The organism is Corynebacterium sp. UMB0012, from assembly GCF_030216265.1.
Classification (GTDB): Bacteria; Actinomycetota; Actinomycetes; order Mycobacteriales; family Mycobacteriaceae; genus Corynebacterium.
Genome location: NZ_JASOKQ010000002.1, coordinates 118623 through 144873, shown reverse-complemented (window position 1 = coordinate 144873; position 26251 = coordinate 118623). Strand labels below are relative to the sequence as shown.

The 26251-nt window shown below is 58.1% G+C and carries 25 protein-coding genes; 14 read left to right on the top strand and 11 right to left on the bottom strand.

The window, feature by feature from the left end; translation table 11 throughout:
- Positions 1-61 precede the first annotated feature (61 nt).
- Genes QP324_RS01750 through dut form a run of 4 tightly spaced genes read right to left on the bottom strand, consistent with a single transcriptional unit; the run spans position 62 to position 3487 of the window.
- Positions 62-1285, bottom strand: a complete 1224-nt coding sequence (locus QP324_RS01750; protein ID WP_284814160.1) for a class I SAM-dependent RNA methyltransferase — start codon at positions 1283-1285, stop codon at positions 62-64.
- On the bottom strand, positions 1278-2000 hold the full coding sequence (locus QP324_RS01745) for a DUF3159 domain-containing protein (RefSeq protein WP_284814158.1): 723 nt from the start codon (positions 1998-2000) through the stop codon (positions 1278-1280). Before QP324_RS01745 ends, QP324_RS01750 begins: the two co-directional genes overlap by 8 nt.
- A gap of 17 nt (positions 2001-2017) precedes the next feature.
- Positions 2018-2965 (bottom strand): DUF3710 domain-containing protein, encoded by a 948-nt coding sequence (locus tag QP324_RS01740; protein WP_284814157.1) that lies wholly within the window; start codon positions 2963-2965, stop codon positions 2018-2020.
- Positions 2966-3013: 48 nt separating this feature from the next.
- Positions 3014-3487, bottom strand: a complete 474-nt coding sequence (dut, locus tag QP324_RS01735; protein ID WP_200435696.1) for a dUTP diphosphatase — start codon at positions 3485-3487, stop codon at positions 3014-3016.
- Between the two features lie 142 nt (positions 3488-3629).
- On the opposite strand from dut, the gene QP324_RS01730 reads away from it, so the two are divergent.
- Positions 3630-4088 carry a DUF3093 domain-containing protein gene (locus QP324_RS01730; protein ID WP_080970380.1) on the top strand — a complete coding sequence of 153 codons (459 nt, stop codon included), beginning with the start codon at positions 3630-3632 and terminating at the stop codon, positions 4086-4088.
- 112 nt (positions 4089-4200) lie between these two features.
- Here the strand turns inward: QP324_RS01730 and QP324_RS01725 are convergent, their stop codons facing one another.
- Both QP324_RS01725 and QP324_RS01720 read right to left on the bottom strand, forming a co-directional pair.
- A complete protein-coding gene (locus QP324_RS01725) occupies positions 4201-4491 on the bottom strand; it encodes a DUF4193 domain-containing protein (protein WP_005325023.1) in 291 nt (96 codons plus the stop codon).
- A 112-nt stretch (positions 4492-4603) separates the two neighbouring features.
- Positions 4604-5491 (bottom strand): inositol monophosphatase family protein, encoded by an 888-nt coding sequence (locus tag QP324_RS01720; RefSeq protein WP_284814155.1) that lies wholly within the window; start codon positions 5489-5491, stop codon positions 4604-4606.
- Here QP324_RS01720 and ppgK point away from each other — a divergent pair.
- Both ppgK and QP324_RS01710 read left to right on the top strand, forming a co-directional pair.
- Positions 5490-6248, top strand: coding sequence for a polyphosphate--glucose phosphotransferase (ppgK, locus tag QP324_RS01715; protein WP_239277565.1), 759 nt, complete (start codon positions 5490-5492; stop codon positions 6246-6248). The two genes, QP324_RS01720 and ppgK, sit on opposite strands and share 2 nt — an antisense overlap.
- Before the next feature lie 200 nt (positions 6249-6448).
- A complete protein-coding gene (locus tag QP324_RS01710; protein ID WP_239277563.1) occupies positions 6449-7921 on the top strand; it encodes an RNA polymerase sigma factor in 1473 nt (490 codons plus the stop codon).
- A gap of 90 nt (positions 7922-8011) precedes the next feature.
- Here the strand turns inward: QP324_RS01710 and QP324_RS01705 are convergent, their stop codons facing one another.
- Positions 8012-9778 (bottom strand): DEAD/DEAH box helicase, encoded by a 1767-nt coding sequence (locus QP324_RS01705; protein WP_225746858.1) that lies wholly within the window; start codon positions 9776-9778, stop codon positions 8012-8014.
- Positions 9775-10026, bottom strand: coding sequence for a DUF3039 domain-containing protein (locus tag QP324_RS01700; RefSeq protein WP_005325062.1), 252 nt, complete (start codon positions 10024-10026; stop codon positions 9775-9777). Before QP324_RS01700 ends, QP324_RS01705 begins: the two co-directional genes overlap by 4 nt.
- A 137-nt stretch (positions 10027-10163) precedes the next feature.
- On the opposite strand from QP324_RS01700, the gene QP324_RS01695 reads away from it, so the two are divergent.
- The 9 genes from QP324_RS01695 to galE all read left to right on the top strand — a co-directional run bounded on the left by QP324_RS01695 (position 10164) and on the right by galE (position 19827).
- Positions 10164-10538 (top strand): DUF3099 domain-containing protein, encoded by a 375-nt coding sequence (locus tag QP324_RS01695; protein ID WP_284814152.1) that lies wholly within the window; start codon positions 10164-10166, stop codon positions 10536-10538.
- A 15-nt stretch (positions 10539-10553) separates the two neighbouring features.
- Positions 10554-12125 (top strand): class I SAM-dependent methyltransferase, encoded by a 1572-nt coding sequence (locus tag QP324_RS01690; protein ID WP_284814150.1) that lies wholly within the window; start codon positions 10554-10556, stop codon positions 12123-12125.
- A 42-nt stretch (positions 12126-12167) separates the two neighbouring features.
- Entirely contained in the window at positions 12168-12611 is a 444-nt protein-coding gene (gene dtd / locus QP324_RS01685) for a D-aminoacyl-tRNA deacylase (protein WP_284814148.1), read from the top strand.
- A gap of 358 nt (positions 12612-12969) precedes the next feature.
- The gene (locus QP324_RS01680; RefSeq protein ID WP_239277558.1) at positions 12970-14385 is read left to right on the top strand and encodes an HAAAP family serine/threonine permease; all 1416 of its coding nucleotides are present in this window, start codon (positions 12970-12972) and stop codon (positions 14383-14385) included.
- 46 nt (positions 14386-14431) lie between these two features.
- Positions 14432-15805, top strand: coding sequence for an L-serine ammonia-lyase (locus QP324_RS01675; protein ID WP_239277557.1), 1374 nt, complete (start codon positions 14432-14434; stop codon positions 15803-15805).
- Positions 15806-15961: 156 nt separating this feature from the next.
- Positions 15962-16741, top strand: a complete 780-nt coding sequence (locus QP324_RS01670) for a transcriptional regulator (protein WP_284814147.1) — start codon at positions 15962-15964, stop codon at positions 16739-16741.
- A 182-nt stretch (positions 16742-16923) separates the two neighbouring features.
- A complete protein-coding gene (locus QP324_RS01665) occupies positions 16924-17937 on the top strand; it encodes a sigma-70 family RNA polymerase sigma factor (protein ID WP_005325073.1) in 1014 nt (337 codons plus the stop codon).
- A 222-nt stretch (positions 17938-18159) separates the two neighbouring features.
- Positions 18160-18837, top strand: a complete 678-nt coding sequence (locus QP324_RS01660; RefSeq protein ID WP_239277554.1) for a metal-dependent transcriptional regulator — start codon at positions 18160-18162, stop codon at positions 18835-18837.
- Positions 18838-18840: 3 nt separating this feature from the next.
- The gene (gene galE / locus QP324_RS01655) at positions 18841-19827 is read left to right on the top strand and encodes a UDP-glucose 4-epimerase GalE (protein ID WP_284814145.1); all 987 of its coding nucleotides are present in this window, start codon (positions 18841-18843) and stop codon (positions 19825-19827) included.
- 12 nt (positions 19828-19839) lie between these two features.
- Here the strand turns inward: galE and QP324_RS01650 are convergent, their stop codons facing one another.
- Entirely contained in the window at positions 19840-20943 is a 1104-nt protein-coding gene (locus tag QP324_RS01650) for a DUF4192 domain-containing protein (protein ID WP_284814144.1), read from the bottom strand.
- A 224-nt stretch (positions 20944-21167) separates the two neighbouring features.
- Between QP324_RS01650 and QP324_RS01645 the strand changes: the two genes are divergently transcribed.
- Together QP324_RS01645 and QP324_RS01640 are read left to right on the top strand one after the other, a co-directional pair.
- The gene (locus QP324_RS01645) at positions 21168-22232 is read left to right on the top strand and encodes a PAC2 family protein (protein ID WP_284814142.1); all 1065 of its coding nucleotides are present in this window, start codon (positions 21168-21170) and stop codon (positions 22230-22232) included.
- A gap of 34 nt (positions 22233-22266) precedes the next feature.
- Positions 22267-24810 carry an RNA helicase gene (locus tag QP324_RS01640; protein WP_284814141.1) on the top strand — a complete coding sequence of 848 codons (2544 nt, stop codon included), beginning with the start codon at positions 22267-22269 and terminating at the stop codon, positions 24808-24810.
- A 91-nt stretch (positions 24811-24901) separates the two neighbouring features.
- Here QP324_RS01640 and QP324_RS01635 read toward each other — a convergent pair whose 3' ends face one another.
- Complete coding sequence (locus tag QP324_RS01635; RefSeq protein WP_284814138.1) at positions 24902-25426, bottom strand: carboxymuconolactone decarboxylase family protein; 525 nt, start codon at positions 25424-25426, stop codon at positions 24902-24904.
- A gap of 97 nt (positions 25427-25523) precedes the next feature.
- Entirely contained in the window at positions 25524-26117 is a 594-nt protein-coding gene (locus QP324_RS01630) for a peroxiredoxin (protein ID WP_023021385.1), read from the bottom strand.
- Positions 26118-26251 lie beyond the last annotated feature (134 nt).

Genomic DNA, 26251 nt, shown 5'->3' with positions numbered 1-26251 from the left:
TCAATGTTCCGAGAACGGCGCGGCAACGTGCAACACCCCGCCTCGGAACCATAAAGGTTCATTAGGCAGGGGTAATGAGCGCAATCGTTTCAAAGTGGTGCGTTCCGGGGAACGCGTTAATGAGTGCCATCTTTTCTATTCCGTATCCGTGCTGGTTCCAGTATCCCAAGTCGCGCGCGAAGGTGGCGGGGTCACATCCCACGTGAACGACCGCCTGGGGTGCAGCGGCCGCCACGGAACGAATCACGTCCTCCCCTGCACCGGTGCGCGGCGGATCAAGGACTACAGCGCCAGGCTTGGGAAGCTGTGCGGCGACTTGCTCGACCTTCGCGGACTTTACTTCCACATCGCAGTCTGCAAGGGCGGCCTGTTCCCCGGCCGTAGCCGCCGGTGAATAGTCCACGGAGATAACTTTGCCCTGCACGGCATGGGCCAGTGCGGGAACGAATAGGCCAACGCCACCGTAGAGATCCCAGGCGGTGTGCTCTTGGTACTCGCGGCCCCCGAGCCACTCCGCTATCAGATCGGTATACGCGGCCGGTGCGTGGCTGTGGGCCTGCCAGAAGGCGGTAGCAGGAAAGCTAAACGTCCGCCCGTCGACATGCTCGTGCACCTTGCCGCTGCCTTCTACCACCTCACGGATGATCTCCACGCGGCGCCCGCGCGGGGCCTTGCGAGTTTCTACCACGTGGCGGTTGCCCTCGCCATCAAGAACGGCGATGACCTCAGCACCTGGGGTAAACCGGCGCGCACCTTCTCCAACGAGCCCGTCTGCCAATCCCGGAGCGAGCTGTGTACAGGCAGCGCCCGTAATAAGCTCATTGGACCGACGCTGACGGGTTCCGGCGCGCCCTTGCTTATCGACGCCCCACCTCACCCGCGTGCGCCATCCCCGAACCGGCTCTAGGGTGTGCTGCTCAATTTTCAGTTCCTCACCGGTGACAACGCCGGTTCGGCGCAGCTGCTCCGACAAGATCTCTGCCTTGATTCCGGTTTCAGCCGCGGGATCCAGCTCGTCAAAATCGCAGCAGCCTGCTCCTTGCGCGGCTGCAGGACAAAACGATGGAACGCGCAACGACCCAGGACTTAGTACACTTTCCAGCTCTGCCTTAATGAACGACTTTTTTACACGGCCGGCCGTAGCTTTTACGACGTCACCAGGAAAAGCGCGAGGAACGAATACCACTCGCCCATCCGGCGCCTGGCCAATTCCTTCCCCGCCGTGCGCCATGCGGTCAATGGTGACCTCAAGACTATCGCCGCGGCTCATCGTTGATTCAGTCATTTTCTGCCTCAGACTTTGGTTCTCGTTCTGCGTTAGTGTGCTCACCTGCGCCCGCCGCTGCGTCAACGGCTGCATCCGCGCGGCGCACCATCCACACGGTCAGCGCCGTAACTAGAAGCGTCAATGGCCACCCCATCAAGATTCGGGTCACCCCTAAGGCCGTGGTTGCATCCGCATCATAAATGGCGCGCTGAATAACAAAACGGGCCAGGAAGATAACCGCCCACCCACCAGTAGCGATGGCATAGGCCCGGCGCGCCTGGGCAACCTTTTGCCACTGCATTTCCTCGCCATTAATCCCCTTCCAGATGACACCCACAGCGGGCCACCGAAAGAGGATTGATAGTACCGCGGCAATACACAGCGCCAACGACATCCAGATGCCGTACAAGAAATACCCTTTGGCATCACCGGTAAACCAGGCGATGGCTGCGCAAAGGGCCACTCCCAGCAGACCCGATATGGCTGGCTGCAGGGTCTCTTTACGGATTACCCTCCAGAGTGCAATAACAACGGCCACGCCGAGCGCCGCCGCCAAGGCTGGCCCCAGCCCAAAGAAATTATTGACAGGAATCAGCACAATGACCGGCAAGGTGGCCGAGATGAGCCCTGACAAGCCTCCCATTTGCTCCAGCAGGGTGGGTTCGGCAGCAGACTCCTCAGAGTCCAGGTTCTTAGCGTCCGGGGAAGGTTGCGGCGAGGAAGAATGTGTCACGTGGTTTACTGCTTTGCCTAGTTCTTGGAATTAGGTGCAGATCCCTCATCGGGATTCTGCGGGGACGATCCATTCTCACCCTGGTGTGGGGTACCGCCCAAATCGCGCAAGTGTTGCTCCGCCTCTGCTTCTGCCGCAGGGTCAGGGCCACCCACGCCGTTTTCTGGGTGGTCTTGAGCATTAGCGGCTGCCTGCTGTTCTTGCTGGCGCTGGTCCATAGCCTGCTTGACCTGCTCTACGAGCTGCTCAGGCATGATGACCGGCAAAGCATTTCCTGCCAGGATGGGGTCTTCCCCGCGGTAGACGAAGGTCCGGGCGGCAACCTCGCGGGCCATGTCAGCGAGGTCGGCTTCCATACCGGCCGGCGCGGCCAGGGTCATGCGCAGCATCCAGCGCGGACCATCTGCACCGATGACGCGGACCTGACCGTTGTCGTTCTTGCCTACGACCTCGGCACCCCAAGGCCCTGGCTCGGTAGTTACGGTAAGACCATCGCGGCTCATGCCCTCCTTAATTTCCTCCACGGATTCTGCCCACTGGCCTGGCTTACGTGGGGCGGCAAAGGCTACGGGAGTAATTCGGCCTACCTTGGTCACGATGTGCAGCATTCGTGGGCCTTGTTCGCCCATTTCCACCTGTACTTGGGATTCCTTTGGCAGTGGGATGCGCAGGGACCCCAGGTCTAATACGCCAATGGAAAAGTCGCTGAAATCAAAGGTCTCGATATCGACGGAGTCACCATCAAAGGGGCCGGTCTGGCCATTGATGGCATCATGAGCGAATTCGCGAGGTTCATTGCCAGAAGCCGCCGCGGCATCTGCCGCGGTGTCGCCTACTGGAGCATAGGTCTCCTGCGCCTCCGCATCCGCGGGCGTGGGGTCCGCCGCCTTTTCGCTTTGGGCTGCAGGCTTGTCCTGAGCCTTCTTTTCTTCGTCGTTCTTCTTGCCAAAGGGCCAGATTCCCATGGGTGCTACGTCCTTTCTAAAAGTTTCGTTGAGTCTCTACTGCTTGAACTACACACCGGTAGAGCCATAACCACCGGCTCCGCGGACGGTGTCATCCAATTCTTCAACCTCAGCAAACCCCACCAGCTCTACGCGCTGGACCACGAGCTGAGCGATGCGCATGCCGCGTTCGATCTCAATGGGTGTATGCCGGTCGTGGTTGATGAGGCAGACCTTGATCTCCCCGCGGTAATCGGCATCTACCGTGCCCGGGGTATTGACAATGGAAAGCCCTTGCTTGGCGGCTAGTCCGGAACGCGGGTGAATTAAACCGACCGTTCCTAGTGGCAGCGCTATGGCAATCCCGGTGCCGACGAGGGCGCGCTCGCCGGGTTGCAGGGTAAGAGCTTCGGCTGCATAGAGGTCCGCACCGGCGTCACCACGGTGGGCGCGGTGCGGCAACGGAAGTTCCTTATCTAGGCGCTTGACTTTAACGTCCCCAAAGGGGCTTTCTGGTTGAGAGTGCGGAATCGAGTCAGTCACCTGGCCAATCCTACCTGTCTTGGGAGGTTCATTCTGCGGCACGTGTGGTCTAGACTGACTAGACGTGTCTGATACATCTGCTACTTCCGCAACTCCGGCACCGTCAAGCGCCGCTTCGGCACAGGGCACGGTGACCCCTCAGGTGCTCTACCGCGAACGCCAATGGGTCCCTTGGTACTTTTGGCTTTTTGCAGCCGCCATCGTGGGGCTTACTTCCGCTACCGCTGGCCTTAACCGCTCCATGTGGTGGACCATTATTCCCGCGATCCTCCTTGGTGCTATCGCCGTGTGGGTACTTATTACCTGGTCCAATACAGTCATCAAGGTAGAGCGTGACCCGGATGGAACGCGTTGGCTCACGGTCAAAGATGCCCAATTGCCTAACGACGTCGTCTCGCGGTCTATCACAGTTCCCAAATCTGCGCGGCGCAATGCGCTGGGCCCGCAGTTCGATCCCGCGGCGTTTTTGGTTTCCCACGCTTGGGTGGATGAGCACGCCATGATGGTGCTCGATGATCCAGAAGATGATACTCCTTATTGGCTCATCGCCTCGAAGGATCCGGAGGCTTTGCTCCACGCTTTCGTTCCGGAACAGCACTAATCTTTAATAGCTTTGCACACCACCGAAAGTTTGGTGGCTGCAATAGCAAACCCCGCATTCGGCAGGTGAAAAGTTGCCGAGTGCGGGGTTTCGTTTCTGGTGCGTATTCCTTTTAGGCGCAATCCTTGCAGATTGGCTGGCCGTCCTCTTCGTGGGAGTAGCGCTTATTGGACTGCACTAGGAAACACGAACCGCAGGTAAACTCATTTTCCTGACGTGGAACTACCTCAACATTAAGCTCCTCGCCCGTGAGGTCTACTGATGGCGGCTGGAAGGCTTCGACGATTTCTCCGTCATCGTCCATGCCGTTGTTATCGCTCTCAGCGGCTTTGAGTCCTTCTAGGGAGTCAGTTTCGAGTTCATCTTCCGCGCGCCGGCGCGGTGCGTCATAATCGGTGGCCATAATGCACGCCCCTAATGGTCAAGTTGCTTTAAGGAATGGGTATTTATCGATCGCGCATAGTAAAGCACAAATGGCTAGATGTCATCTCACCGCTCGCCGGCGTGGAAAACTATTACCCCCGCAGCGCGTCCGTGGCCCCGTGCGCTGCTAAAAGCTTTTCGAATGCGGGGGCCAAATCTGCCCCCGCGGCCCAGGTAAGTTCACCGTCAGCCGAGCCTTTATCAAAGCCTGGATGGCGCACCACCGCACCTGCTTCGCGAGCAATGATTGCCCCAGCAGCGAAGTCCCACGCATTGATGCCGTGTTCAAAGTAAGCATCAACGGTTCCCTCTGCCACCCTGCATAGGTCGAGCGCGGCAGCACCGATACGGCGAATATCACGCACATTAGGCAGGAGCTTGGTGAGAAGCTCGGCTTGGGCTGCTCGCCGGTCAGCTTCGTAACCAAAGCCGGTGGCTACCAAGGCCAAGGCAGGATCTTGTGTCTGGCCACACCGCAGTGCGTGCTCAATTCCGTCTGGGCCGGTGACCGTGGCGCCCTGCCCGGCTGCGGCCGCATAGGTGCGCCCGCGCGCCACGTTGACCACCGAGCCAGCGACGAGGTGACCTTGGTATTCCGCACCAATGGATACGGCGTAGTCCGGCACCCCGTAGAGGAAATTCACGGTGCCATCAATCGGATCGACAATCCAGGTAACGCCACTGGTTGACTCCACATTGGCGCCTTCTTCGCCAAAGATTCCATCCCCGGGGCGCTGGGTGCGAATGGTGGTGGCAATGAACTCCTCTGTCGCGGTATCGACCTCCGTTACGGGATCTACGTCGCTGGACTTGGTGTGGGTATGCGCCGCAATGCCGTCACCGGCTACGAGTTCTGCACGCCGCGTAGTAATTAATTCCGCAGCGCGCGTGGCGGTGGAAACGGCAAAATCCCGCAATTGGAGAAAATCGATCTGCGCAGTCATGCCAACTATTGTGCCTTCTTCTAGACTGTCGGGCATGACTACTCTTTCTGGCCATTCCTTTGGCATCGATATCGGAGGCTCCGGCATTAAAGGCGCTGAGGTGGACCTCGCCACCGGCGAATTCGTGGGTGAACGCATGAAGATCGCCACCCCACAGCCGTCTACGCCGCATGATGTTGCCAAGGTGGTAGCTCACATCGTGCAGGAAAAGCAGTGGGACGGCCCCGTTGGCATCACCCTGCCGTCCGTGGTTCGCAACCAGGAAGTCGAGACTGCGGCAAATATTTCCAAGGACTGGATTGGGGTCAACGCCACAGAACTCTTTGCGGACTACCTGGATTCGGATTTTGCCGTGCTTAACGACGCCGACGCGGCGGGACTAGCCGAGGTTGCCTACGGAGAGGACATCGCCAAGCAAGGCTCCGTAATCTTCCTAACCCTGGGCACCGGTATCGGTTCGGCCTTCTTCCTAGACGGCCAGTTGTTCCCGAATACCGAACTGGGGCACCTCACGGTGGGCGATGACGAGGCTGAGAAAATTGCGTCCTCGGCCGTAAAGGACCGCGAGGGACTCAAGTACAAGCAGTGGACTAAACGACTCAACAAGGTCCTCGCGGAATATGAAAAGCTCTTTAACCCGCAGGCCTTCCTCATTGGGGGTGGGATTTCCCGCAAGTTTGAAAAGTGGGGCCCACACCTTGATATTGAAACCCCCGTCATGCCTGCACAACTGCGCAATCGCGCGGGAATTGTCGGAGCTGCGATGGCGGCGGTAGACGGTTTGAAACCGTAGTATTTACGCACTGCAGGTGACCCTATCCACCGGCAGATTGGAAAGATCCTCTATACTGGGCGGTCGATCCTAAGTTAAATAGCTCTAGGGCGTGTCTGGCCTGCATAAGGCCACAACGCGTTAACATCACACTGATGCACGAGCGCCCGATTAGGGCGCTCTGAGCTGTTTCAATCAAGAAGTTAGTCGAAAGGGCGTACGTGGCAGCCACTGAATCTTCAGACCAGGCACTCGGCGAGGGCGAAAACGCCGCTGAGGCATCTACTCCTGCAAAGAAGACCGCCAAGAAGACGGCAAAGAAAACCGCGAAAAAGACGGCTAAGAAGACGGCCAAAAAGACCGCTAAGAAAACAGCCAAGAAGACTGCGAAGAAGACCGCAAAAAAGTCGGCCAAGAAGACCACTAAGAAGTCAGCCAAAAAGGCCACTAAGAAGACGGTCCGCAAATCCGCGGCAAAGAAGCAGGAATCCCCAGCCGAGTCCGAAAAGCAGGCACAGCCGGAAGCAGAAGATGAGCTCGAGGAGGACGAGCACGACGAAGACGTCGACTTCGATCCCACCAATGCGGACATCGAAGACGATGATGACTTCGACGCCGGCGAAGACCTCGAGGACGATGACCTCGAAGAGGACTTGGACGACGACGATGAGGAAGAAGAGGAAGACACCTCTTCCGTCTGGGACGAGGAAGAGTCCGCTGCGCTGCGCCAAGCACGCAAGGATGCGCAGTTAACCGCCTCTGCTGACTCCGTCCGCGCCTACCTCAAGCAGATTGGTAAGGTCGCCCTGCTCAACGCCGAGCAAGAGGTTTCCCTAGCTAAGCGCATCGAGGCTGGCCTGTACGCACAGCACCGCATGGATGAGATGGAAAAGGCCCGCGCCGAAGGCGATAAGGCCGCCAAGCTCTCCCCCATGGAAAAGCGCGACCTGCGCAGCATCGCCCGCGATGGCCGCAAGGCCAAGAACCACCTACTGGAGGCCAACCTGCGTCTGGTGGTTTCCTTGGCCAAACGCTACACCGGCCGTGGCATGGCTTTCTTGGACCTCATTCAGGAAGGAAACTTGGGTCTTATCCGCGCGGTGGAGAAGTTCGACTACACCAAGGGCTATAAGTTCTCCACTTACGCCACCTGGTGGATCCGCCAGGCCATTACCCGCGCCATGGCTGACCAGGCTCGTACCATCCGCATCCCAGTGCACATGGTGGAGGTCATCAACAAGCTGGGCCGCATCCAGCGCGAACTCTTGCAGGACTTGGGCCGCGAGCCTACCCCGCAGGAGCTGGCGAAGGAGATGGATATCACCGAGGAAAAGGTGCTCGAAATCCAGCAATATGCCCGCGAGCCCATTTCCTTGGATCAGACCATCGGTGACGAAGGCGATTCCCAGTTGGGTGACTTCATCGAGGACTCCGAGGCCGTCATTGCGGTCGATGCCGTATCCTTCACCTTGCTACAGGATCAGCTCCAAGACGTGCTGACTACGCTGTCCGAGCGTGAAGCCGGCGTGGTTCGCCTCCGCTTTGGCTTGACCGACGGTATGCCGCGCACTTTAGACGAGATTGGCCAGGTCTACGGAGTTACCCGCGAGCGCATTCGCCAGATCGAGTCCAAGACGATGTCGAAGCTGCGCCACCCCTCTCGTTCGCAGGTTCTGCGCGATTACCTCGACTAATCGCTGCAGCTGCAGGAGCGCAGAAAGCCCGCACCAAAAAAATTGGTGCGGGCTTTCTGCGTAACTACTCTCTAGCTACCGTGGGCTGTTCTACCACTTGCGCAGGTATTCGATGCGCTCGCGCAGCTGCTCGGCATTGCACAGCGCGGTGGGCGGGCCGCCACAGGCCTTGCGCACCTCAGTATGGATAGCACCGTGCGGGCGGCCCGAGCGCTGGGCAGCGATGGAGACTACCGTGTTGAGTTCTTTGCGCAGCTGGCCTAGCTCATCGACGACTCCGGTGTCGCTGGACTCAGACTCCATAGACTTCTTCCGTGAGGCCGGCGCATAGTCCATGCCGTAGAGCTTGCGGCGGTGGGCTTCCTCCGCCTCAGCCGCGCGTCGCGCTTTTTCCTCCGCTTCGCGGCGATCCATTTCCTCGGATTGCTTCTTGCGCAGCAAATCTTTTACCTGGTCCGCATCAAGTAGCCCGGGAATGCCAAGGAAGTCCGCTTCCTCATCAGTGGTCATATCCCCAGTATTGAACTGAGAACCGTTGTAGAGCAGTCCCGAAAACTCTGCTTCGGCACCAAGTGACTCATATGACTTCTCCAGCATGTCTGGTTCGGTCTTCTTCTGATTCGCCTGCTCTAGCAGGTCGTCATCCCAACCTTCCTTGTCGGGCTTTTCTTCACCCAAGACGTGGTCGCGGGACTTTTCCATATTTTCGGCCAAGCCCAGCAGGACAGGAACCGATGGAAGGAAAACCGATGCCGTCTCGCCCGGCATGCGCGAGCGCACGAAGCGGCCGATGGCCTGGGCGAAAAAGAGCGGGGTCGATGCCGAGGTAGCATAGACGCCCACCGCAAGGCGCGGGACGTCGACGCCCTCAGATACCATGCGGACCGCCACCATCCACTCATCGGTGGACTCAGAAAATTCCTGAATGCGGTCCGAAGAACCGGGATCATCAGACAAAATCACTGACACTGGCGTATTAGAAAGCTGTTTGAGGATCTTGGCATACGCGCGTGCGGTCGTCGTATCCGAAGCCAGCACGAGGCCGCCGGCATCCGGCATATTGCGTCGCATTTGCATCAGGCGGGTATGCGCCGCCTGCAGCACCGCAGGAATCCACTCGCCCTTGGGGTCCAAAGCGGTGCGCCACGCTCGGGCGGTTTGCTCCGCATTCATAATGTCGCCCAAACGGGCTGCATGTTCCTCACCGGCCGAATCGCGCCAGCGGGCTTCGCCAGAGTAAGAAAGAAAGACAACGGGGCGCACGACGCCGTCGGCAAGCGCATCGCCATAGCCATAGGTATGGTCCGAGCGGGATACCTTGTGCCCCTCCCCATCGTCCACGTACTGGACGAATGGAATGGGCGAGTCGTCGGAGCGGAAAGGCGTACCGGTCAAAGCCAGGCGGTGATTGACATCGTCATAAGCTTCCTTGACGCCATCTCCCCAGCTCTTGGCGTCGCCTGCATGGTGAATCTCGTCAAGGATCACCAAAGTGCGCCGGGCAGAGGCCACAGCGCGGTGCTTAAAGGGGTGCATACCCACCTGCGCGTAAGTCACCACAATGCCGTCCATCGAGGGATTAACGGCGGAGGAATTGCTAAACGCCGGATCTAGAGCCAGACCTACGCGTGCGGCAGCGCTAGACCACTGGGTCTTGAGGTGTTCGGTAGGCACCACCACGATTACGCGCTCGACAGTACGGTCTTCCATAAGTTCCGTCGCGATACGCAGCGCGAAGGTAGTTTTACCGGCGCCTGGGGTCGCCACCGCCATGAAGTCTTGCGGCTTAGTGGCGAGGAATTTATCGAGGGCGGATTGCTGCCAGGCGCGAAGGTTAGTCTTCTTAAAAGTCCTCACTTGCGGCGCAGACCCTTATACACACGCTCACAATCGGGGCACACCGGAGAACCCGGCTTTGCCTGCTTGGTCACCGGGAATGTTTCGCCGCACAGCGCAACGACATACTTGCCGTTCACCGCGGAATCGAGGATGTGATCCTTTTTGACGTAGTGGAAGAACTTCGGCGTGTCATTATCCGTCGTCGAAGTGTCTTCACGAATATCTGGCCGTTCAATTGTCTTCGTAGTCGTAGTCACGCACTCCATTTTGCCGCATCGGCATCGAACTTTGCGAGTCAGGCGGCTACCCTTGGAGAACATGTACACGTCATGCACGCCAGCCGCTGCGCCCCTCTCCCCTTATCGAGGGAACGCCGACGCGCACGAGGGGAGCCGAGTCTAGGTTGTTTGGCAAAAAAGAGCGCTATCTCATCACAGATGCCAAGCTCACGCCTGGCCAGGACCGCAAGCGCCGCGAAATTCAGTACGGAATCTTCCAGTTTTTGCGCGTTCCTTCCCTGCTCATCGCCGGATTTTTCCTCTATATGCATTGGTGGCTTCTAGCCGCCATCATTGTGGGCGTGACGTTTCCCCTCCCCTGGATAGCAGTGGTGATTGGCAACGGCCGAGGTGAAAAGAAGGATAAGCGCGAGAAAAACGTGTACAAGCCAGCCATGAACCGGCAGCTTTATAACCAAGCCCGCGCCCCACAGGTATCCGGCGGCACCGCCCGACCTATTGAGGCACACCACGACATCATCGATCACGAAGAAAAGTAAAGGATTCCTGCTTTCATGACGACCGCTTTTGGCCCCGACTTTGATGCCACCGCGCTAGCCAAGCTGGCCGAAGAGCTTTCCGATGTCTTTACCGCCGCCGGTTTTACTACCGATGGCATAGCCGGGCACCTAGGTCCGGAAGTTACCGAGGCCCTCTTCCGCGGCGAACCCGCACCAGTTGCGCTCGCCGCGCACAGCGAATCTCAATTGGATCTATTGATCCGCTTCTTCCTCCTGCATGAACACCTACCGGCGACGCTTTTAGGCGAGGCGGTAGGTGCGCGCCTGGCTACCCAGTTGCTGGATGCCAATGTTGCGCTTGCCGACGCCCATGGCAAGGCCTACATTGCCCTCGATATCCGCCCCCACATCATCGTTGGCGCCAACCGTCTCATCTTCTCCGACGTCGACGCCTCCTTGGTCGACCACGTACCCGGCCCAGACCATGTGCTTGGCGTTGGTGCGGCAAGCCTTTCGCTGCTGCAATCCACGCCAGTAAGCCCAGTGGGCAGCGTCTTAGACCTAGGCACTGGCTCGGGCGTCCAATTGCTGGGGCAGCTCGATTGCGCTGAAAAGATTACCGCCACCGACGTGCATGAGCGTGCGTTGGAGTTGGCCGAGGCTACCATCGCCGCTACTGGCGAAAGCAAGAAAGTGGAATTGCTGCAAGGTTCGTGGTTCGACCCCGTAGCCGGCCGCCGCTTTGACCGCCTCGTAGCTAACCCACCTTTTGTTGTTGGCCTTCCTGAAGTTGGCCACGTCTACCGCGATTCCGGGTTAAATCTGGACGGTGCTAGCGAGCTGGTTGTCTCTCGGGCCACCGATCACCTAACCCCTGGCGGAACGGCTCACCTTCTGGCCGCTTGGGTACACACCAGCGGCGAAACCTGGCAGCAACGCGTTGCCTCCTGGCTGCCGGACAAGGGAATTGCCGCCTGGATCATCCAGCGCGACGTAGCCGATCCCGCACTCTATGTGTCTACCTGGCTCGAGGACGAGTCTCTGGATGTACGCTCCCCTGAAGGCCAAGAGCGCTCTCGCGCCTGGCTGGAACATTTCCAGCAGCATGAGGTCAATGGCATTGGCTTTGGCTTTGTCGCTATCCAACGCATCGGCGACGATGAACCTGCCGATATCTTGGCCGAAGAAATGCCCCAGGCCTTTAGCGACCCACTTGGCCCTGAAGTAGAAGAATACTTTGCCCGTGTGGCGTGGTTGCGCGACCTAGTACCCGGGGAACTACAGGGAAAGCATTTCCACGTACGCCCGGGGCTGGCACGCGAAGATATCAGCACCCCAGACGGGGAATTGTGCCAGGGCTTTACACGGGCCGCTCAACGTCTTACTCGCACCGACGGTCCGCGCTGGAGCCACGAAGTAGATGAACACATCGCTGCCATTGTCGCCGGACTCAACCCACAGGGCTTGAACCTGGAAGAAACCATCGGCTTGTATGCGGCGGCGCACGGATTCGACGAAGAAGAACTCACCGCAGCCGCTCTACCTGCCGTCATCGATATGGTCCGACATGGACTGCTTATCCCAGCCGACCTCCTCTTGGATACCGATTCGCCGGACCTCAGCTAGATCCACACTGTCCCCCACTCGTTATATAAGGAGAAGTAAACCATGCGCGCAGTTTTGACTCGGGTATCAGAGGCCACAGTAACCGTCGATGGAGAAACCGTAGGAGCCATCGATTGCCCCGAAACCGGTGGTCTTCTCGCTCTAGTTGGGGTCTCGCGCGAGGATATGGATGATTGGCAGCCCCGCGCCGAGAAAATGGCACGCAAGATTGCCGAACTGCGCATTCTTGATGGCGAAGTGTCAGTCATTGATGCCGGAGCGCCCGTGCTTGTGGTGAGCCAATTTACTTTGTACGGCCGCACTGCCAAGGGACGGCGCCCTTCGTGGGCGGATGCTGCCCCAGGACCCGAGGCCGAACCGTTCATCGAGGAGATTATTGCGAACCTTAGGGAACGCGGCGTGTCAGTAGAAACAGGCCAATTCGGGGCTAAAATGCGCGTTTCCTCTGTGAACGAAGGACCTTTCACCGTCTTGGTAGAGATCTAGCCCGCACCGTTCATTTCCGCCCCACGAGATCTGAAAATCGTGTTAAGCAGGCTCTTTTACAAACCTTTCCGTGACTCACACCACTTTTCCGGATTCCGTGTAGAGCAAGCCATAAAGCCCTGCGGAATGCAAATTCTCAGAGAGTGATAAATGCCCTACCTGAAGTGCAATAATTTATTATCACCCTGCAAGATTTTGTTCTATACTGAGGGCACAGCGAAGCAAAAGGGCTGGATATGCAGGATGAGAGACAGTTTCTCAAAGTCCTACAAACGCAAAATTGAGTGAGAAAGATTTTCTCAATCATGGTTGCAGAAGCCCAAACGCTTCGGCCGACCAACTAGATGTAGGAAAGAAAATGTCCCACTCAATCAAGCGGCGTAACAAAGCCCAGCACCCAGAAAACCAGGCTGAGATGCCTGAGGACCTCAAGACCTCCAAGGCAGCTCCCTCCTCCAAAGAATCCGCACCAGCCCCTGGCATTGACACTCCGTTTGATGGCCAGAAGGGTGCACCGAAGTGGAATAAGGAAGACACCGTATGGATGCTCTCCTTGTTCGGAACCGCAATCGGCGCCGGCGTCCTCTTCCTCCCCATCAACGCCGGTATCGGCGGCATCATCCCACTGATCATCATGACGGTGGTAGCACTGCCCATGACCTACTGGGCCCACCGCGGAATGACTCGCTTGGTCCTGTCCAGCTCCAAGCCAGACGGTGACCTCACGGACGTCGTCGAGGAACACTTTGGCATGAAGGCCGGCGTTCTGATGAACATCCTGTACTTCCTGTCGGTCTACCCCATCCTGCTGGTCTACTCGGTAACCATCACCAACACGGTCAACTCCTTCTTGGAGCACCAGCTCGGAATCACCCCGCCGGACCGCTGGCTTACCTCGCTACTGCTGGTAGGCGGCCTTATCCTAATTGTCCGCATGGGCAAGGACGTCGTAGTTCACGTCATGTCCTATTTGGTATACCCATTCATCGGCATCCTGGTTCTACTTTCCCTCTACCTCATCCCGAAGTGGAATACCGCACTCTTTGATTCCTTCGACCTCAACGTTGCTCGCGAGGCTTCTGGCCACAGCATGGGCGTTACCCTGATGCTGCTGGTTCCGGTTATGGTCTTCTCCTTCAACCACTCCCCGATGATTTCCTCCTTCGCCGTTGACCGCCGCCAGACCTACGGCAAGTTCGCCGAGGCCAAGTCCCGTAAGACCTTGCTCCGCGCAGAAATCCTCATGGTCGTCGTGGTCATGTTCTTCGTCTTCTCCTGCGCTCTGAGCCTCTCCCCGGCTGACATGGCAGACGCTAAGGCACAAAACATCACCATCCTGTCCTACCTGGCCAACCACTTCGATAACCCACTTATCCAGTGGATTGCCCCAATCATCGCCATGATTGCAGTTGCTAAGTCCTTCCTCGGCCACTACCTCGGCGCAGCCGAAGGCTTCGAAGGTCTCGTCATCAAGGGCAGCAAGAACGCAAGCAAGGACGACGCAGAGTCCGCCCACAAGCTCGATACCATCACCCTCATCTTCATGCTGGTCACCGCTTGGCTCGTCGCCTGGGCTGACCCATCCATCCTGGGCATGATTGAAACCCTGTGTGGCCCGACGATTGCCATCATGCTCTTCATCATCCCAATGGTCGCCATCCACAAGGTTCCAGCACTGAAGCGCTACAAGGGCAAGGCTTCCAACTACTTCGTCTTCTTCATGGGCCTCGTCGCCCTAGCAACCATCATCTACTCCATCGTCCAGGCCTTCTAGGCACCGCCGCAGACGAGAAAATCGCAGAGGATTCAAGGAAAGAACAATGTTCATCAGCATCTTCGATATGTTCAAGATTGGCATCGGCCCCTCAAGCTCACACACCCTTGGCCCAATGAAAGCCGGCAAAGCTTTCGTGGACGAGCTCAAGGAAAAAGACCTCTTTGACAAGGTCACTCGAGTTCAGGCAAATGTCTACGGCTCCCTCTCCCTCACGGGCATCGGCCACTCCACCGACAAGGCCATCCTCCTCGGTCTCGCTGGTGAAGAGCCAGAGACGGTTGATATCGACGGCATCTCCGAATTCATGAAGAATGTCCGCAGCAGCGAGAAGCTCATGCTGGGCGGCTCCCACGAGGTGGAGTTCCCTAAGGACGGCGGCTTCTTCTTCCACGACGAGTACCTCCCGATGCACGAGAACGGCATGTGTCTTATCGCCTTCGCCGGCGAGGAAGACATCCTGCACAAGACCTACTACTCGGTCGGCGGCGGTTTCATCGTCAAGCAGGAAGACTTTGCCACGCGCACAGACGCCAAGGTTGATATCCCCTTCCCGTACGCCAGCGCCGCAGAGATGCTCGAGCTATGCGAGAAGAACAACATGACCCTCCCGGAGCTAGGCCTTGCCAATGAGTTGGCACTTCGTTCCGAAGAAGAGGTCAACGAGCACCTGCGCAAGGTTCGCGATGTCATGTACACCGGCATCAAGCGCGGCTCCGCTACTGATGGCCCACTCCCAGGCTCCCTGCTTGTCCCCCGCCGCGCCGCTGCCCTCAGGCGCCGCCTGGAGCAGTCTGAACCGCACGATGGTCTGAACATCCTCAGCTGGGTCAATATGTTCGCACTGGCTATCTCTGAAGAGAATGCATCCTGCGGCCGCGTTGTCACCGCACCTACAAACGGCGCCTGCGGCGTTGTCCCGGCAGTACTAGCTTACTACGACAAGTTCGTTGAGCCCGTTACCACCGAGATGTTTGCTGATTACATCTTCGCCTGCAACCAGATTGCTTCCCTGTACAAGATGAACGCTTCCATCTCTGGCGCTGAGGTCGGCTGCCAGGGTGAGGTTGGTGTAGCGTGCTCCATGGCTGCTGGCGGTCTCGCCCAGCTCATGGGCGCTACCCCAGAGCAGGTTTGCATTGCAGCCGAGATTGGCATGGAGCACAAGCTAGGCCTGACCTGTGACCCAGTCCTTGGACAGGTTCAGGTACCCTGCATTGAGCGCAACGCTGTCGCTGCCGTTGACTCCATCACCAGCGCTCGCATGGCGCTGGAGCGCGAGAGCAAGCCATGCGTTTCTTTGGACGAAGTCATCTGGACCATGTATAAGACTGGTAAGGATATGAACGCCAAGTACAGGGAAACCTCACAAGGTGGCCTGGCCCTAGCAGTTCACCCGCCAGTTCCGGTGTGTGGATAGAGACCACCCTGTAAAGAAGCGATGAGCCGGGTGAGCACAGCGCTAAGCCGCTTGTGTTCATCCGGCTTTCTTGGCGCTACTCCCCCTTCCGCCTATTCGCTTCCGTGTGATATCTTCTCTATAACCTGACAGGAATTAAAGGACATGCTTCAGCTAATGAACTTCCCTAGCGGCAGTGCCTCCGAAGAAAATTTCCTCGAGCAGTACATTCCCCTCGTCGAATTCCTCGGTAAGGCAATGGGCCCAAACACCGAAATCGTACTCCACGATCTCGACGTTCCCGATAAATCCATCATGGCCATCGCCAACGGCCACATCTCCGGCCGGCAGCTAGGCGGCCCCGTGACCGACTTCGCACTGTGGTTTATGAAACAAGGCGATGCCGCAGCAATCCCCATGATGACCGGCTACCGCGCCGTCAATGCGGAAAGCAAGATTTGCCGCTCTTCAAGCTACTTCATCCGCGACGACTCCGGCCATATGCGCGGCATGCTGTGCATCAATGTTGATGTCTCCGAGTTGGTACACATTCGCGATGCTGCCGCCGCACTTATCGGCAACGCCGATGATCCCGCATTTGATAAGTCAAAGGCTTTTGGCGGCTACCCCGGCGCGGAGGAGCAGCCGCAGCGACCCATTGCGGTACCAGACCCGGTCCCAGTAGACGAGGCTGCAGAAGAGGAACCAAAGAAGGAAGAAGTCAGCGAATCTTTGCGCTCCAACGTGGAGCACCTTCTGGATTCCATGCTGGACTCTGCGATTTCCAACCAGAGCACGCCAGTTCCTCGCATGCAGCGCGAAGAGCGCCTCGAGGTGGTTTCTGACCTCGAGGATGCAGGATTTTTCCTCCTTAAAGGAGGAATCGCCGCGGCAGCGACGCGCCTAGGCGTATCTGAACCGACTATCTACCGCTACCTCGTCCAGGTGCGTGGATAGTAGTTCCACATTCCTAGCTATTCGCAGCTCGTAACCGTTCCCCGTGGTACCTCTCCCCCGAAAAGGTGGAGTTGTACCACGGGGAACAACTGTTTTTAATATTTCTCTCCGCACCGGGAACTAAATCGCTTAAGACTCCGTTGTACTTTGTGAAACCGGCGACAAATTCAGGAGGCTTCACTATGACGAAGACATCTGCCACCACCGCCAAGGGCACTTCAAGTGCCACTACTGATGAAGAACAGGAAGTAGACCGCGGATCTCGCCGCAACCAAACCAACGATAATCCTTCAGCCGACCTCGTCCGCGTTTATCTCAACGGCATCGGCAAGACCGCACTGCTCAGCGCGGAAGATGAGGTAGAACTCGCTCAGGCCATCGAGGTTGGACTGTACGCGGAGTACAAGCTCAATAACGCAGAAAAGCTCACCCGCGCAGAAAAGCGCGACCTTAAGATCCTCGCCCGCGAAGGCAAGAAGGCACGCTCCCACCTGCTCGAAGCCAACCTGCGCCTCGTCGTCTCGCTGGCAAAGCGCTACACCGGCCGCGGTATGCCACTGCTGGATCTCATCCAAGAGGGCAACCTAGGCCTTATCCGCGCAATGGAGAAGTTCGATTACGCCAAGGGCTTCAAGTTCTCCACTTATGCCACTTGGTGGATCCGTCAGGCGATTACCCGCGGCATGGCTGACCAGTCCCGCACCATTCGCCTCCCAGTCCACTTGGTTGAGCAGGTTAACAAGCTTTCCCGCATTAAGCGCGAGATGTATCAATCCTTGGGCCGCGAAGCTACTAACGAGGAACTTTCGGAAGAATCCGGTATTGACGAGAACAAGATTGAAATGCTGCTGCGCCAGTCACGCGATCCGGTCTCTCTCGATATGCCGGTAGGCACCGATGAAGAAGCTCCTTTGGGCGATTTCATTGAAGATGCAGAAGCTACCGATGCTGAAACTGCGGTCGTCGCATCTATGCGCCACTCTGATATCCGCGGCGTGATTGACACCTTGGAAAAGCGCGAGCAGGATGTCATCCGCCTGCGTTATGGCCTCGATGATGGTGTTCCGCGCACCTTGGATCAGATTGGTCGCCGCTTCGGTCTTTCGCGCGAGCGTGTACGCCAGATTGAGCGCGAAGTTATGGCAAAGCTGCGCGATGGCAATCGCGCCGATCGCCTGCGCGAGTACGCTTTGTAATCCACGCCTACCGCATTCGGCAACTCATCCTCTCCCCGGGCCCATTTGGCAACGTACCGCCATGGGCTCGGGGTTTGGCGTTGATAAGGCATCGGCTTGGTTCTTAGCGGCGAGCCAAGCCTCGGGTAGGCTAATCTGGACTGCAGAGTCTAGAAAGCGCTTTCCCGTTCTTGGGCGGGACAATAGCCGCGTAACCGTATTCACACAGAAAGGTATGCCCACGTGAGGGACCTAGTTGATACAACGGAGATGTATCTGCGGACCATCTACGAGCTAGAGGAAGAAGGCATCACTCCCCTGCGCGCCCGCATTGCGGAGCGTTTGGAGCAGTCCGGGCCAACGGTTTCTCAGACCGTGGCTCGCATGGAGCGCGATGGCCTTTTGCACGTGCGCACCGACCGCAGTTTGGATCTCACGGACAAGGGCCGCGACTTAGCAACCGCAGTCATGCGCAAGCACCGTTTGGCAGAGCGTTTGCTTACCGACGTCCTGGGGCTCGACATTGCCAAGGTCCACGACGAGGCCTGCCGGTGGGAGCATGTGATGAGCGAAGAGGTGGAAAAGCGCATGGTCGCTGTTCTCGATGATCCGACGCGGTCGCCCTTTGGCAATCCTATTCCGGCGCTATCTGCACTTGGCTTCGATGTTCCACAGCCGGATCAGGGCACCCGCGCGGTCGATCTCCCCAATGGCGAGCAGGTCTCTGCGACCGTCATCCAGGTCAATGAAATCCTGCAGGTTGATGATGGCACCTTCCAAGAACTCACCGATGCTGGAATCCGAGTGGGCGCCAAGGTGTCTGTGGTCAATAACAGCGGCACGATTACACTGTCGACACCGGAAGGCAGAAGCGTCGTGCTTTCCGACGATTTGGCGCACGCAGTGCGCGTGGAGGTATAACCCATGAAGCTTCTCGTCACAGGTGGCGCGGGCTATGTAGGCAGCGTTTGCGCTGCTGTATTGGTCGAACAGGGCCATGACGTAACCATTATTGATAATTTCTCCACCGGCAATCGCGAGGCCGTTCCGGAAGCCGCCCGCGTCATCGAGGGCGACGTCGCGGACAAGGCTGCCGATGTCCTGAGCGAAGGTGGCTTCGAAGGCGTCATTCACTTCGCTGCGCGCTCCTTGGTGGGCGAATCCGTGGAAAAACCAGATGAGTACTGGCAGCACAACGTCGTTACTACCCTGACGCTGCTTAATGCCATGCGGGATAACGACATCAAAAACCTCGTCTTTTCCTCCACCGCTGCAACCTACGGTGAGCCCGACCAGGTCCCGATTACGGAAGACATGCCAACCCAGCCCACCAATCCGTATGGTGCGACCAAGCTGGCCATCGACTACATGATCACGTCCTTTGCCCACGCCTACGGCCTAGGCGCTACCTCGCTGCGCTATTTCAATGTGGCTGGCGCCTACGGAAATATTGGCGAAAACCGCGAGGTAGAAACCCACCTCATCCCCATCGTGTTGCAGGTTGCTTTGGGCCACCGGGATAAGATTTTCATGTTCGGTGATGACTGGGATACCGCAGACGGCACCCCAGTGCGTGACTACATCCATATCCGCGATCTAGCCGACGCCCACGTGCTTGCCCTCGAGTCCAATGAACCTGGCACCCACCGCATTTACAACTTGGGTTCTGGCGATGGTTACTCCGTCAAGCAGGTCATCGAGATGTGTCGCAAGGTCACCGGCCACGATATTCCGGCTGAGGTGGCCCCGCGCCGCGCGGGCGACCCAGCTACGCTCATCGCTTCCTCTGAGAAGATTCAGCAGGAGCTCGGGTGGAATCCCACCCGTACGGACCTGGAAACCATCGTCACCGACGCGTGGAACTTCACCCGACAGCTTGGCGATAAGGCACATTCGGCAAAGCGGTCCTAGACGCCGCGCGTGTTAGGCGGGGCTGTCGACGCGGAGCCCCGCCGCTTCGCGGGCTAGCTCGCAACCATGGCATAGGCTGGAGACCAACCGCTTTCCCATGCCGCTGCGATATCCCTGCGCTATGAGGCGCCCCAAATTGTGATGGGGCGCCTCTTCTACTACTACGGAAAGCGCCGGACCGGCATAAATTCCGAATTCGTGAGACACCTGGCTAGCAGCATACAAAGCTAGGGCGTTATAGCGAATAGACCCCTGGAATGTACGCGCTACCGCCAATAACAGGTCTCCTGCTTCCTGCGGCGCGGAGACGAGCTCCGTAATGACTAGGTCGCGGGTCCAGGTGGTAGACATCCACATGGCTGCCACACACAACAATTCTTCATTTTCTAGGGTTTCCTCCAGCGATTCGACCTCGCTGAGCACATAGCGCACATCGGCAATGAGGTGCTTGACCACCTGCACTGGTTCTGTCGTGCCGTACCCGTGCCCGGCGCGCAATTGGCGGGCAATCTCTTCGGCGCATCGCTCCATGGCCCTAATCTCTTCTTCCCCAAAGTATGGGTTCGGGTCCTTAAAGCGCTGGACCAAGTCATGACGGCTAAGTTCCGGAAGCATGCCATTATTCACGCAGGCGCGCATCGTGTGGCTCGTCGAGATGGCGGGTATGGTTCCTTCCATCCAATTCTGGAGCGGGCCCTCGCCGCTTTCTGTGGCGTGGCCAAAGATGAGGTCATAGGAGGTACCGGTGGATAGTTCTTCGGCCAGCCAGCAGGCATCGATGCCCATACCTGTTCGGTCGTGGAAATGGTAAAGAGACTGCAGAATATCCCAGAGCTCTCCTTCCTCGCGCTGAGAGAGGACGAAGCAGAAAATGATTTCGGGATTTCCGCAATGAAACGCCTCCATCACCTCGTGCAGGGCACCAGGCACATCGTACAGATCGAGGCGGGCTACTGGCCCAATGCTGTATCCGCGTGGGCTGGGCTGGATGGAGATGAGGATGACTGATTCAGTGGGAAAGAATCCGAGGATTCCTGGGATATTGGCGAGGATATCGCCGGGCGTACGGATGGGCTGAGTTGGTGTTGTGATGTCCATGGCCCCAGCTTCAACCATGCGCGCAACTCTGCATAGGCCACCAGGGGCTAGGTGGTGGGGATCTGTGGATAGGTGGGGTGAAGGGGGCGTCGGCAAGCGGCTTTCCACACCCCGCCCGGGATTGCGCTGGCAATGCGCAGCGGTTTGGGGCACAATTGTTTATTTAACCTCGCAGTGCGCGCGGGAATAGTAAGCACGCACGCGGCGTTGGGGTAGGTAAGAAAGCAAGGAGGTAACACAACATGCACGAAGAAGATCGCCGCATGTATGAGCTGGAATATCCGGCTCCGGTGATTAGGGATGATTCCGGTGACGGACAAGGCCCCACCATGATTGTTGCCATGCACGGCTATGCTGACGCTGGCCAGGCCATTGAGGCAAGTGCTGACCACCTGAAAGCCGCCTTGGAAGGCCGTCAGCTGGCGTCGTTTAATTCTGATGAGCTGATTGATTACCGCTCGCGCCGCCCGGCTGTCACGATTGATAAGGATCGGGCGCTGGAAATCGAATCCATGGATCTTGGTATTAAGGTCCTGCGCGATAATTCCGGCAAAACCTTCCTACTACTGTCTGGCCCTGAACCAGACATGCGCTGGGGGGCGTTTACTACCGCCGTAGTGAAGCTGGTGGAAAAGTTCAATATTGAAGACACCATCATGCTCTATGCCGCGCCGATGCCAGTGCCGCATACCCGCCCCACGGTGGTCACGGCCCATGGCACCTCCTCCCGCTTGACTGAGCACATGCTCTCGATGGATTCCACCATGATGGTGCCAGGCTCCGCCGCACTGTATCTGGAAAAGGCTCTGGCGGATAAGCACCGCACGGTGGCTGGATATACCGTCCACGTGCCGCATTATCTGGCAGCTTCGCCTTATCCGCAGGCCACGTTCCAGTTGCTAGATTCGGTGGCTCGGGCGGCACGCCTCAATATTCCTTTGGGCAGCATTGAGGCCGATATTTCTCGCGTGGAAAACCAGCTGGAGGAGCAAGTTGGTGGCTCGGATGAGATTGAAGGCGTAGTCCAACAACTCGAGCAGCAGTATGACGCTTATATGGAGCGCTACCGCAAGGAGCATCCGCAGGCGATCATGCCTGGCGAGGAGCCCATGCCTACCGGTGAGGAAATCAGCGAGGAGTTCCAGGCATTTTTGGCTTCCTTGGATGAAGAAGAAAGCCAGCAGATCATCAATACAGAGATCGATGACCGCGAAGATTCCGCCGAGGAGGAAGGCCCGCAGTCCGATGATGGCAAGGACGGCCCTGATTCTGCTTCGGGCGAGGGCGACTTAGGCGACGATATCTAACTAACCCGCCCCCATCGCCGCTAAGGTGGTGGGGGTGAACTTGTCTCAGCTGTTGCCAGATTTAACGGAAGTACCCGAGTCCCTCGTAGACGAGGCAATTTGGGATACCTTTACCTCGTGGACTACCGGCCGGGGTATCAATTTGTACCCAGCGCAAGAAGAAGCCTCGCTCGGCATTTTGGCCGGCGATAATGTTATCCTCGCTACCCCTACGGGCTCGGGTAAGTCCATGGTGGCTAATGCTGCACACTTCATCGCCCTAGCTCGTGGCCAGCGCAGTTTCTATACCGCGCCGATTAAGGCCCTTGTGAGCGAGAAGTTCTTTGCCCTGTGCGATATCTTCGGCGCCGAAAATGTGGGCATGATGACTGGCGACGCCACCGTTAATGGCAATGCCCCCATCATCGCCGCCACCGCCGAGATTGTGGCCAATATTGCGCTGCGCGATGGCGCCGAGGCCAATATCGACCAGGTAGTGATGGACGAGTTCCACTACTACTCCGAGCCGGACCGCGGTTGGGCCTGGCAGGTGCCGCTGCTGGAGTTGTCCAAGGCGCAGTTCCTCCTCATGTCCGCCACTTTGGGCGATACTCACTGGCTAGAAGAGGATCTCACCCGCCGCACCGGCCGCGCCACCAACCTCGTCGCCGGCACCACGCGTCCCGTCCCGCTGGATTTCTCCTATGTCTTTAGCGCGGTACACGAGACCATCGAGGAGCTCTTGGCCGATAAGAAGGCGCCTATCTACGTGGTGCACTTCTCGCAGCGTGAAGCGGCCGAGCGCGCCCAGGCGCTCACCTCGCTTTCGGGGATCATCACTAAGGATGAAAAGGAAGCCATTGCCCAGGAAATCGGTGGTTTCCGCTTCACCACTGCCTTTGGCAAGGATTTGTCCAAGCTCTTGCGAAAGGGCATCGGCATCCACCACGCGGGAATGCTGCCCAAATACCGCCGTCTAGTAGAGCGCTTGGCACAAAAGGGCCTGCTTAAGGTCATTTGCGGCACCGATACCTTGGGTGTGGGCATTAACGTACCCATCCGCACCGTGCTGATGACCGGGCTTGCCAAGTTCGACGGCCAGCGCCAACGCATCCTCAAGTCGCGCGAATTCCACCAGATTGCCGGCCGCGCCGGCCGCGCCGGCTATGACACCGAGGGCACTGTGGTGGTCGAGGCCCCCGAGCACGAGATTGAAAATGCTAAGGAGCGCCGCCGCATCGGCGACGACCCCAAGCGCTTGAAGAAGCTGAAGAAGAAGTCCGCTCGCGAAGGCGAGGTGTCCTGGTCCGAGAAGACCTTCGCGCGTCTTACTGAGGCGGAACCGGAACAGCTTACCTCTCAGTTCCGCGTTTCTAATTCCATGCTGCTCAACGTCTTAGCGCGCCATGGCAATGGCTATGAGCACATGCGCCACCTGCTGCGGGACAATCACGATAACCGCAGCAAGCAGAATAAGGACATCCTCACCGCCCTCGATCTCTTCCGCGGGCTGGTGGATTCCGGCGTGGTACAAAAATCCACCAAGGGATTGGATATCTACGGCCGTCCCTACCATTTGGTACGAGAGCTGCCGCGTGACTTTGCGCTCAACCAGCCACTGGGTCCATTCGCGCTGGCGGCGCTCTCGCTGCTGGATCCGGAGGCGGAGACTTATAACCTGGACGTCATTTCCGTGTTCGAGGCCATTCTGGATGACCCGCGCCAGGTGCTCATCGCCCAGCAGAAGCAGCGCCGCGGCGAAGAAATTGCCGCGCTGAAAGCGGACGGTGTGGACTACACCGACCGCATGAATATCGTAGAAGACATCACCTGGCCGAAGCCGCTCGAAGAGCTATTGGAGCAGGCCTACGATACTTTCGCTGAGACCAATGCGTGGGTCAAGGAGTTTGAGCTGCGGCCCAAGTCCGTGGTGCGCGACATGCTCGAGAACGCCATGACCTTCTCCGACCTGGTCGCAACCTACGGCTTGGCCCGCTCCGAGGGCGTGATTTTGCGCTACCTGACCGACGCCTGGCGTACCCTGAAGCAATCCATTCCCGATGAGTACAACACTCCGGAGCTCGAGGACATCGTTGTCTGGCTGGGAGAGCTTATCCGCCAGGTGGATTCCTCGCTTGTCGACGAATGGGCGCAAATGGCCGGCGAAGACTCCCCCATCGACCAAGACACGGTGGACCGCGAGCTGGCCTTTGGCGTGAAGGACCCCACCGCGCTCACGGCCAACCGCCGCGCCTTTACCATCATGGTGCGCAACTACATGTTCCGCTTGGTACAACTCTTTGCTTTGGAAAAGGAAGACCGCTTGGCAGAGCTGCTTGATTACTTGGACGAGGTGCCAGACTTCGGCGCTATCCTAGATGATTACTTCGATGAATATGATGACATCGATTCCGGCCCCGAGGCCCGTGGCCCGGAGTTTTTCCGCCTAGGCGATACTGACTCGCGTGCGTGGTCCGTGCGCCAGATCATCAAGGACCCAGACGGCGACCACGCCTACCAGTTCGTCGCTACGGTAGATCTCGATGCCTCCGATGAAGCCGGCGAAGTCCGTCTGTCGGACCTGCACGTGGAGTACTAGCCAGCGAAAACGACAAAGCCGCCCTGGTTGCCGCGCCCCGGAATAAGAGGGGGACGTCGGCAAGCGCGAGGGCGGCTATCGGCCGGCTATTTTAACGTGCGGCCTCGATCTGGACAGCCTGTGCCACAGCCTGGACAACAGCCGCTACCTTGACGGCCTCCCAGACCTGCTCCTTGCTCAGGCCAGCCTCGTTGAGCTCGTGCGCGTGGGCACCCAGGCAGTGCTCGCAGCCATTGATGGCGGAAACTGCGGTATTCCACAGCTCGAAGTTGGCCTTGTCCACGCCCGGCTTGGAGATGATGTTCATGCGCAGGCCGAACTTAACCTGTGCGTAGTCATCGCCCAACCAGCCCTTGGCACGGTAGGCAACATTGTTCATAGCCATAACGGTGGCTGCGCCGTAGGCTGCCTCGATAGCTTCCTCGGAGAGGTGCTCCTTTGCTTCTTCCGCAATCTCAGACAGCACGGTGTCATTGCGGGTTGCAGCAGCCGATGCCAGCAGGCAGCCCCAAAGCTGCTCCTCATTGAGGTCCTTGGAACGAGTCAGGGCGCCCAGGTTGAGCTTCTGGTCCTTGGCGTACTCCGGCAGGGAAGACTTCAGATTATCAATAGACATAGCTTTTCTCCTTTGAGGTTTTGATAGGAATTTACTGCGTCGGATTTAAAAGGAAACCCCGCCACGAAAGCGGGGTGAACCTGCATCTCAGTGAGATTTAGAGCGCGGACTGAACGACGTCCATCTTGTTGATGTTCTTGGTTGGGTCGTTCTTCTCCCAGTTACAAGCGCAGACCTCTTCGGACTGCAGGGCGTCGAGCACGCGCAGAACCTCGTCTACGTTACGGCCGACAGCATCCGGGGTGACGGATACGAACTGGATAACGCCATCCGGGTCGATGATGAAGGTGGCACGGTCAGCAACACCATCAGCGTTCTCTACGCCCAGTGCACGGATGAGGTCGTGGCGCACGTCGGAGAACATCGGGAAAGGAACTTCCTTCAGCTCTGGGTGGGTTGCACGCCAGTTGAAGTGAGCGAACTCGTTATCGGTGGAGCCGCCGAGGATCTGGGTATCGCGGTCCTGGAATTCCTCGTCCAGCTTGCCAAAGGCAGCGATCTCGGTCGGGCAGACGAAGGTGAAGTCCTTCGGGTAGAAGAAGACGACCTTCCACTTGCCCTCGTACTTGTCCAGGGATACCTGCTCGAAGTAGTCCTCCGGCTGGTTGGCGTTGACGTCGTGCAGGTCGCCACCGGTCAGGGCGGTGAGGTTGAACTCTGGGAACTTTTCGCCGACGGTCAAAATAGGCATAGTCTTCAACTCCTTTAGCAAAGGCTTTTCCTCTAAGTTTCCTGCCGCTTTGTGTACAAGCAGCGGGGCCGGACCGTGTCCGGCCCAACACGATCAGTTATACCATCTTTTCCGTTCGCGTCAATAGCAAATCC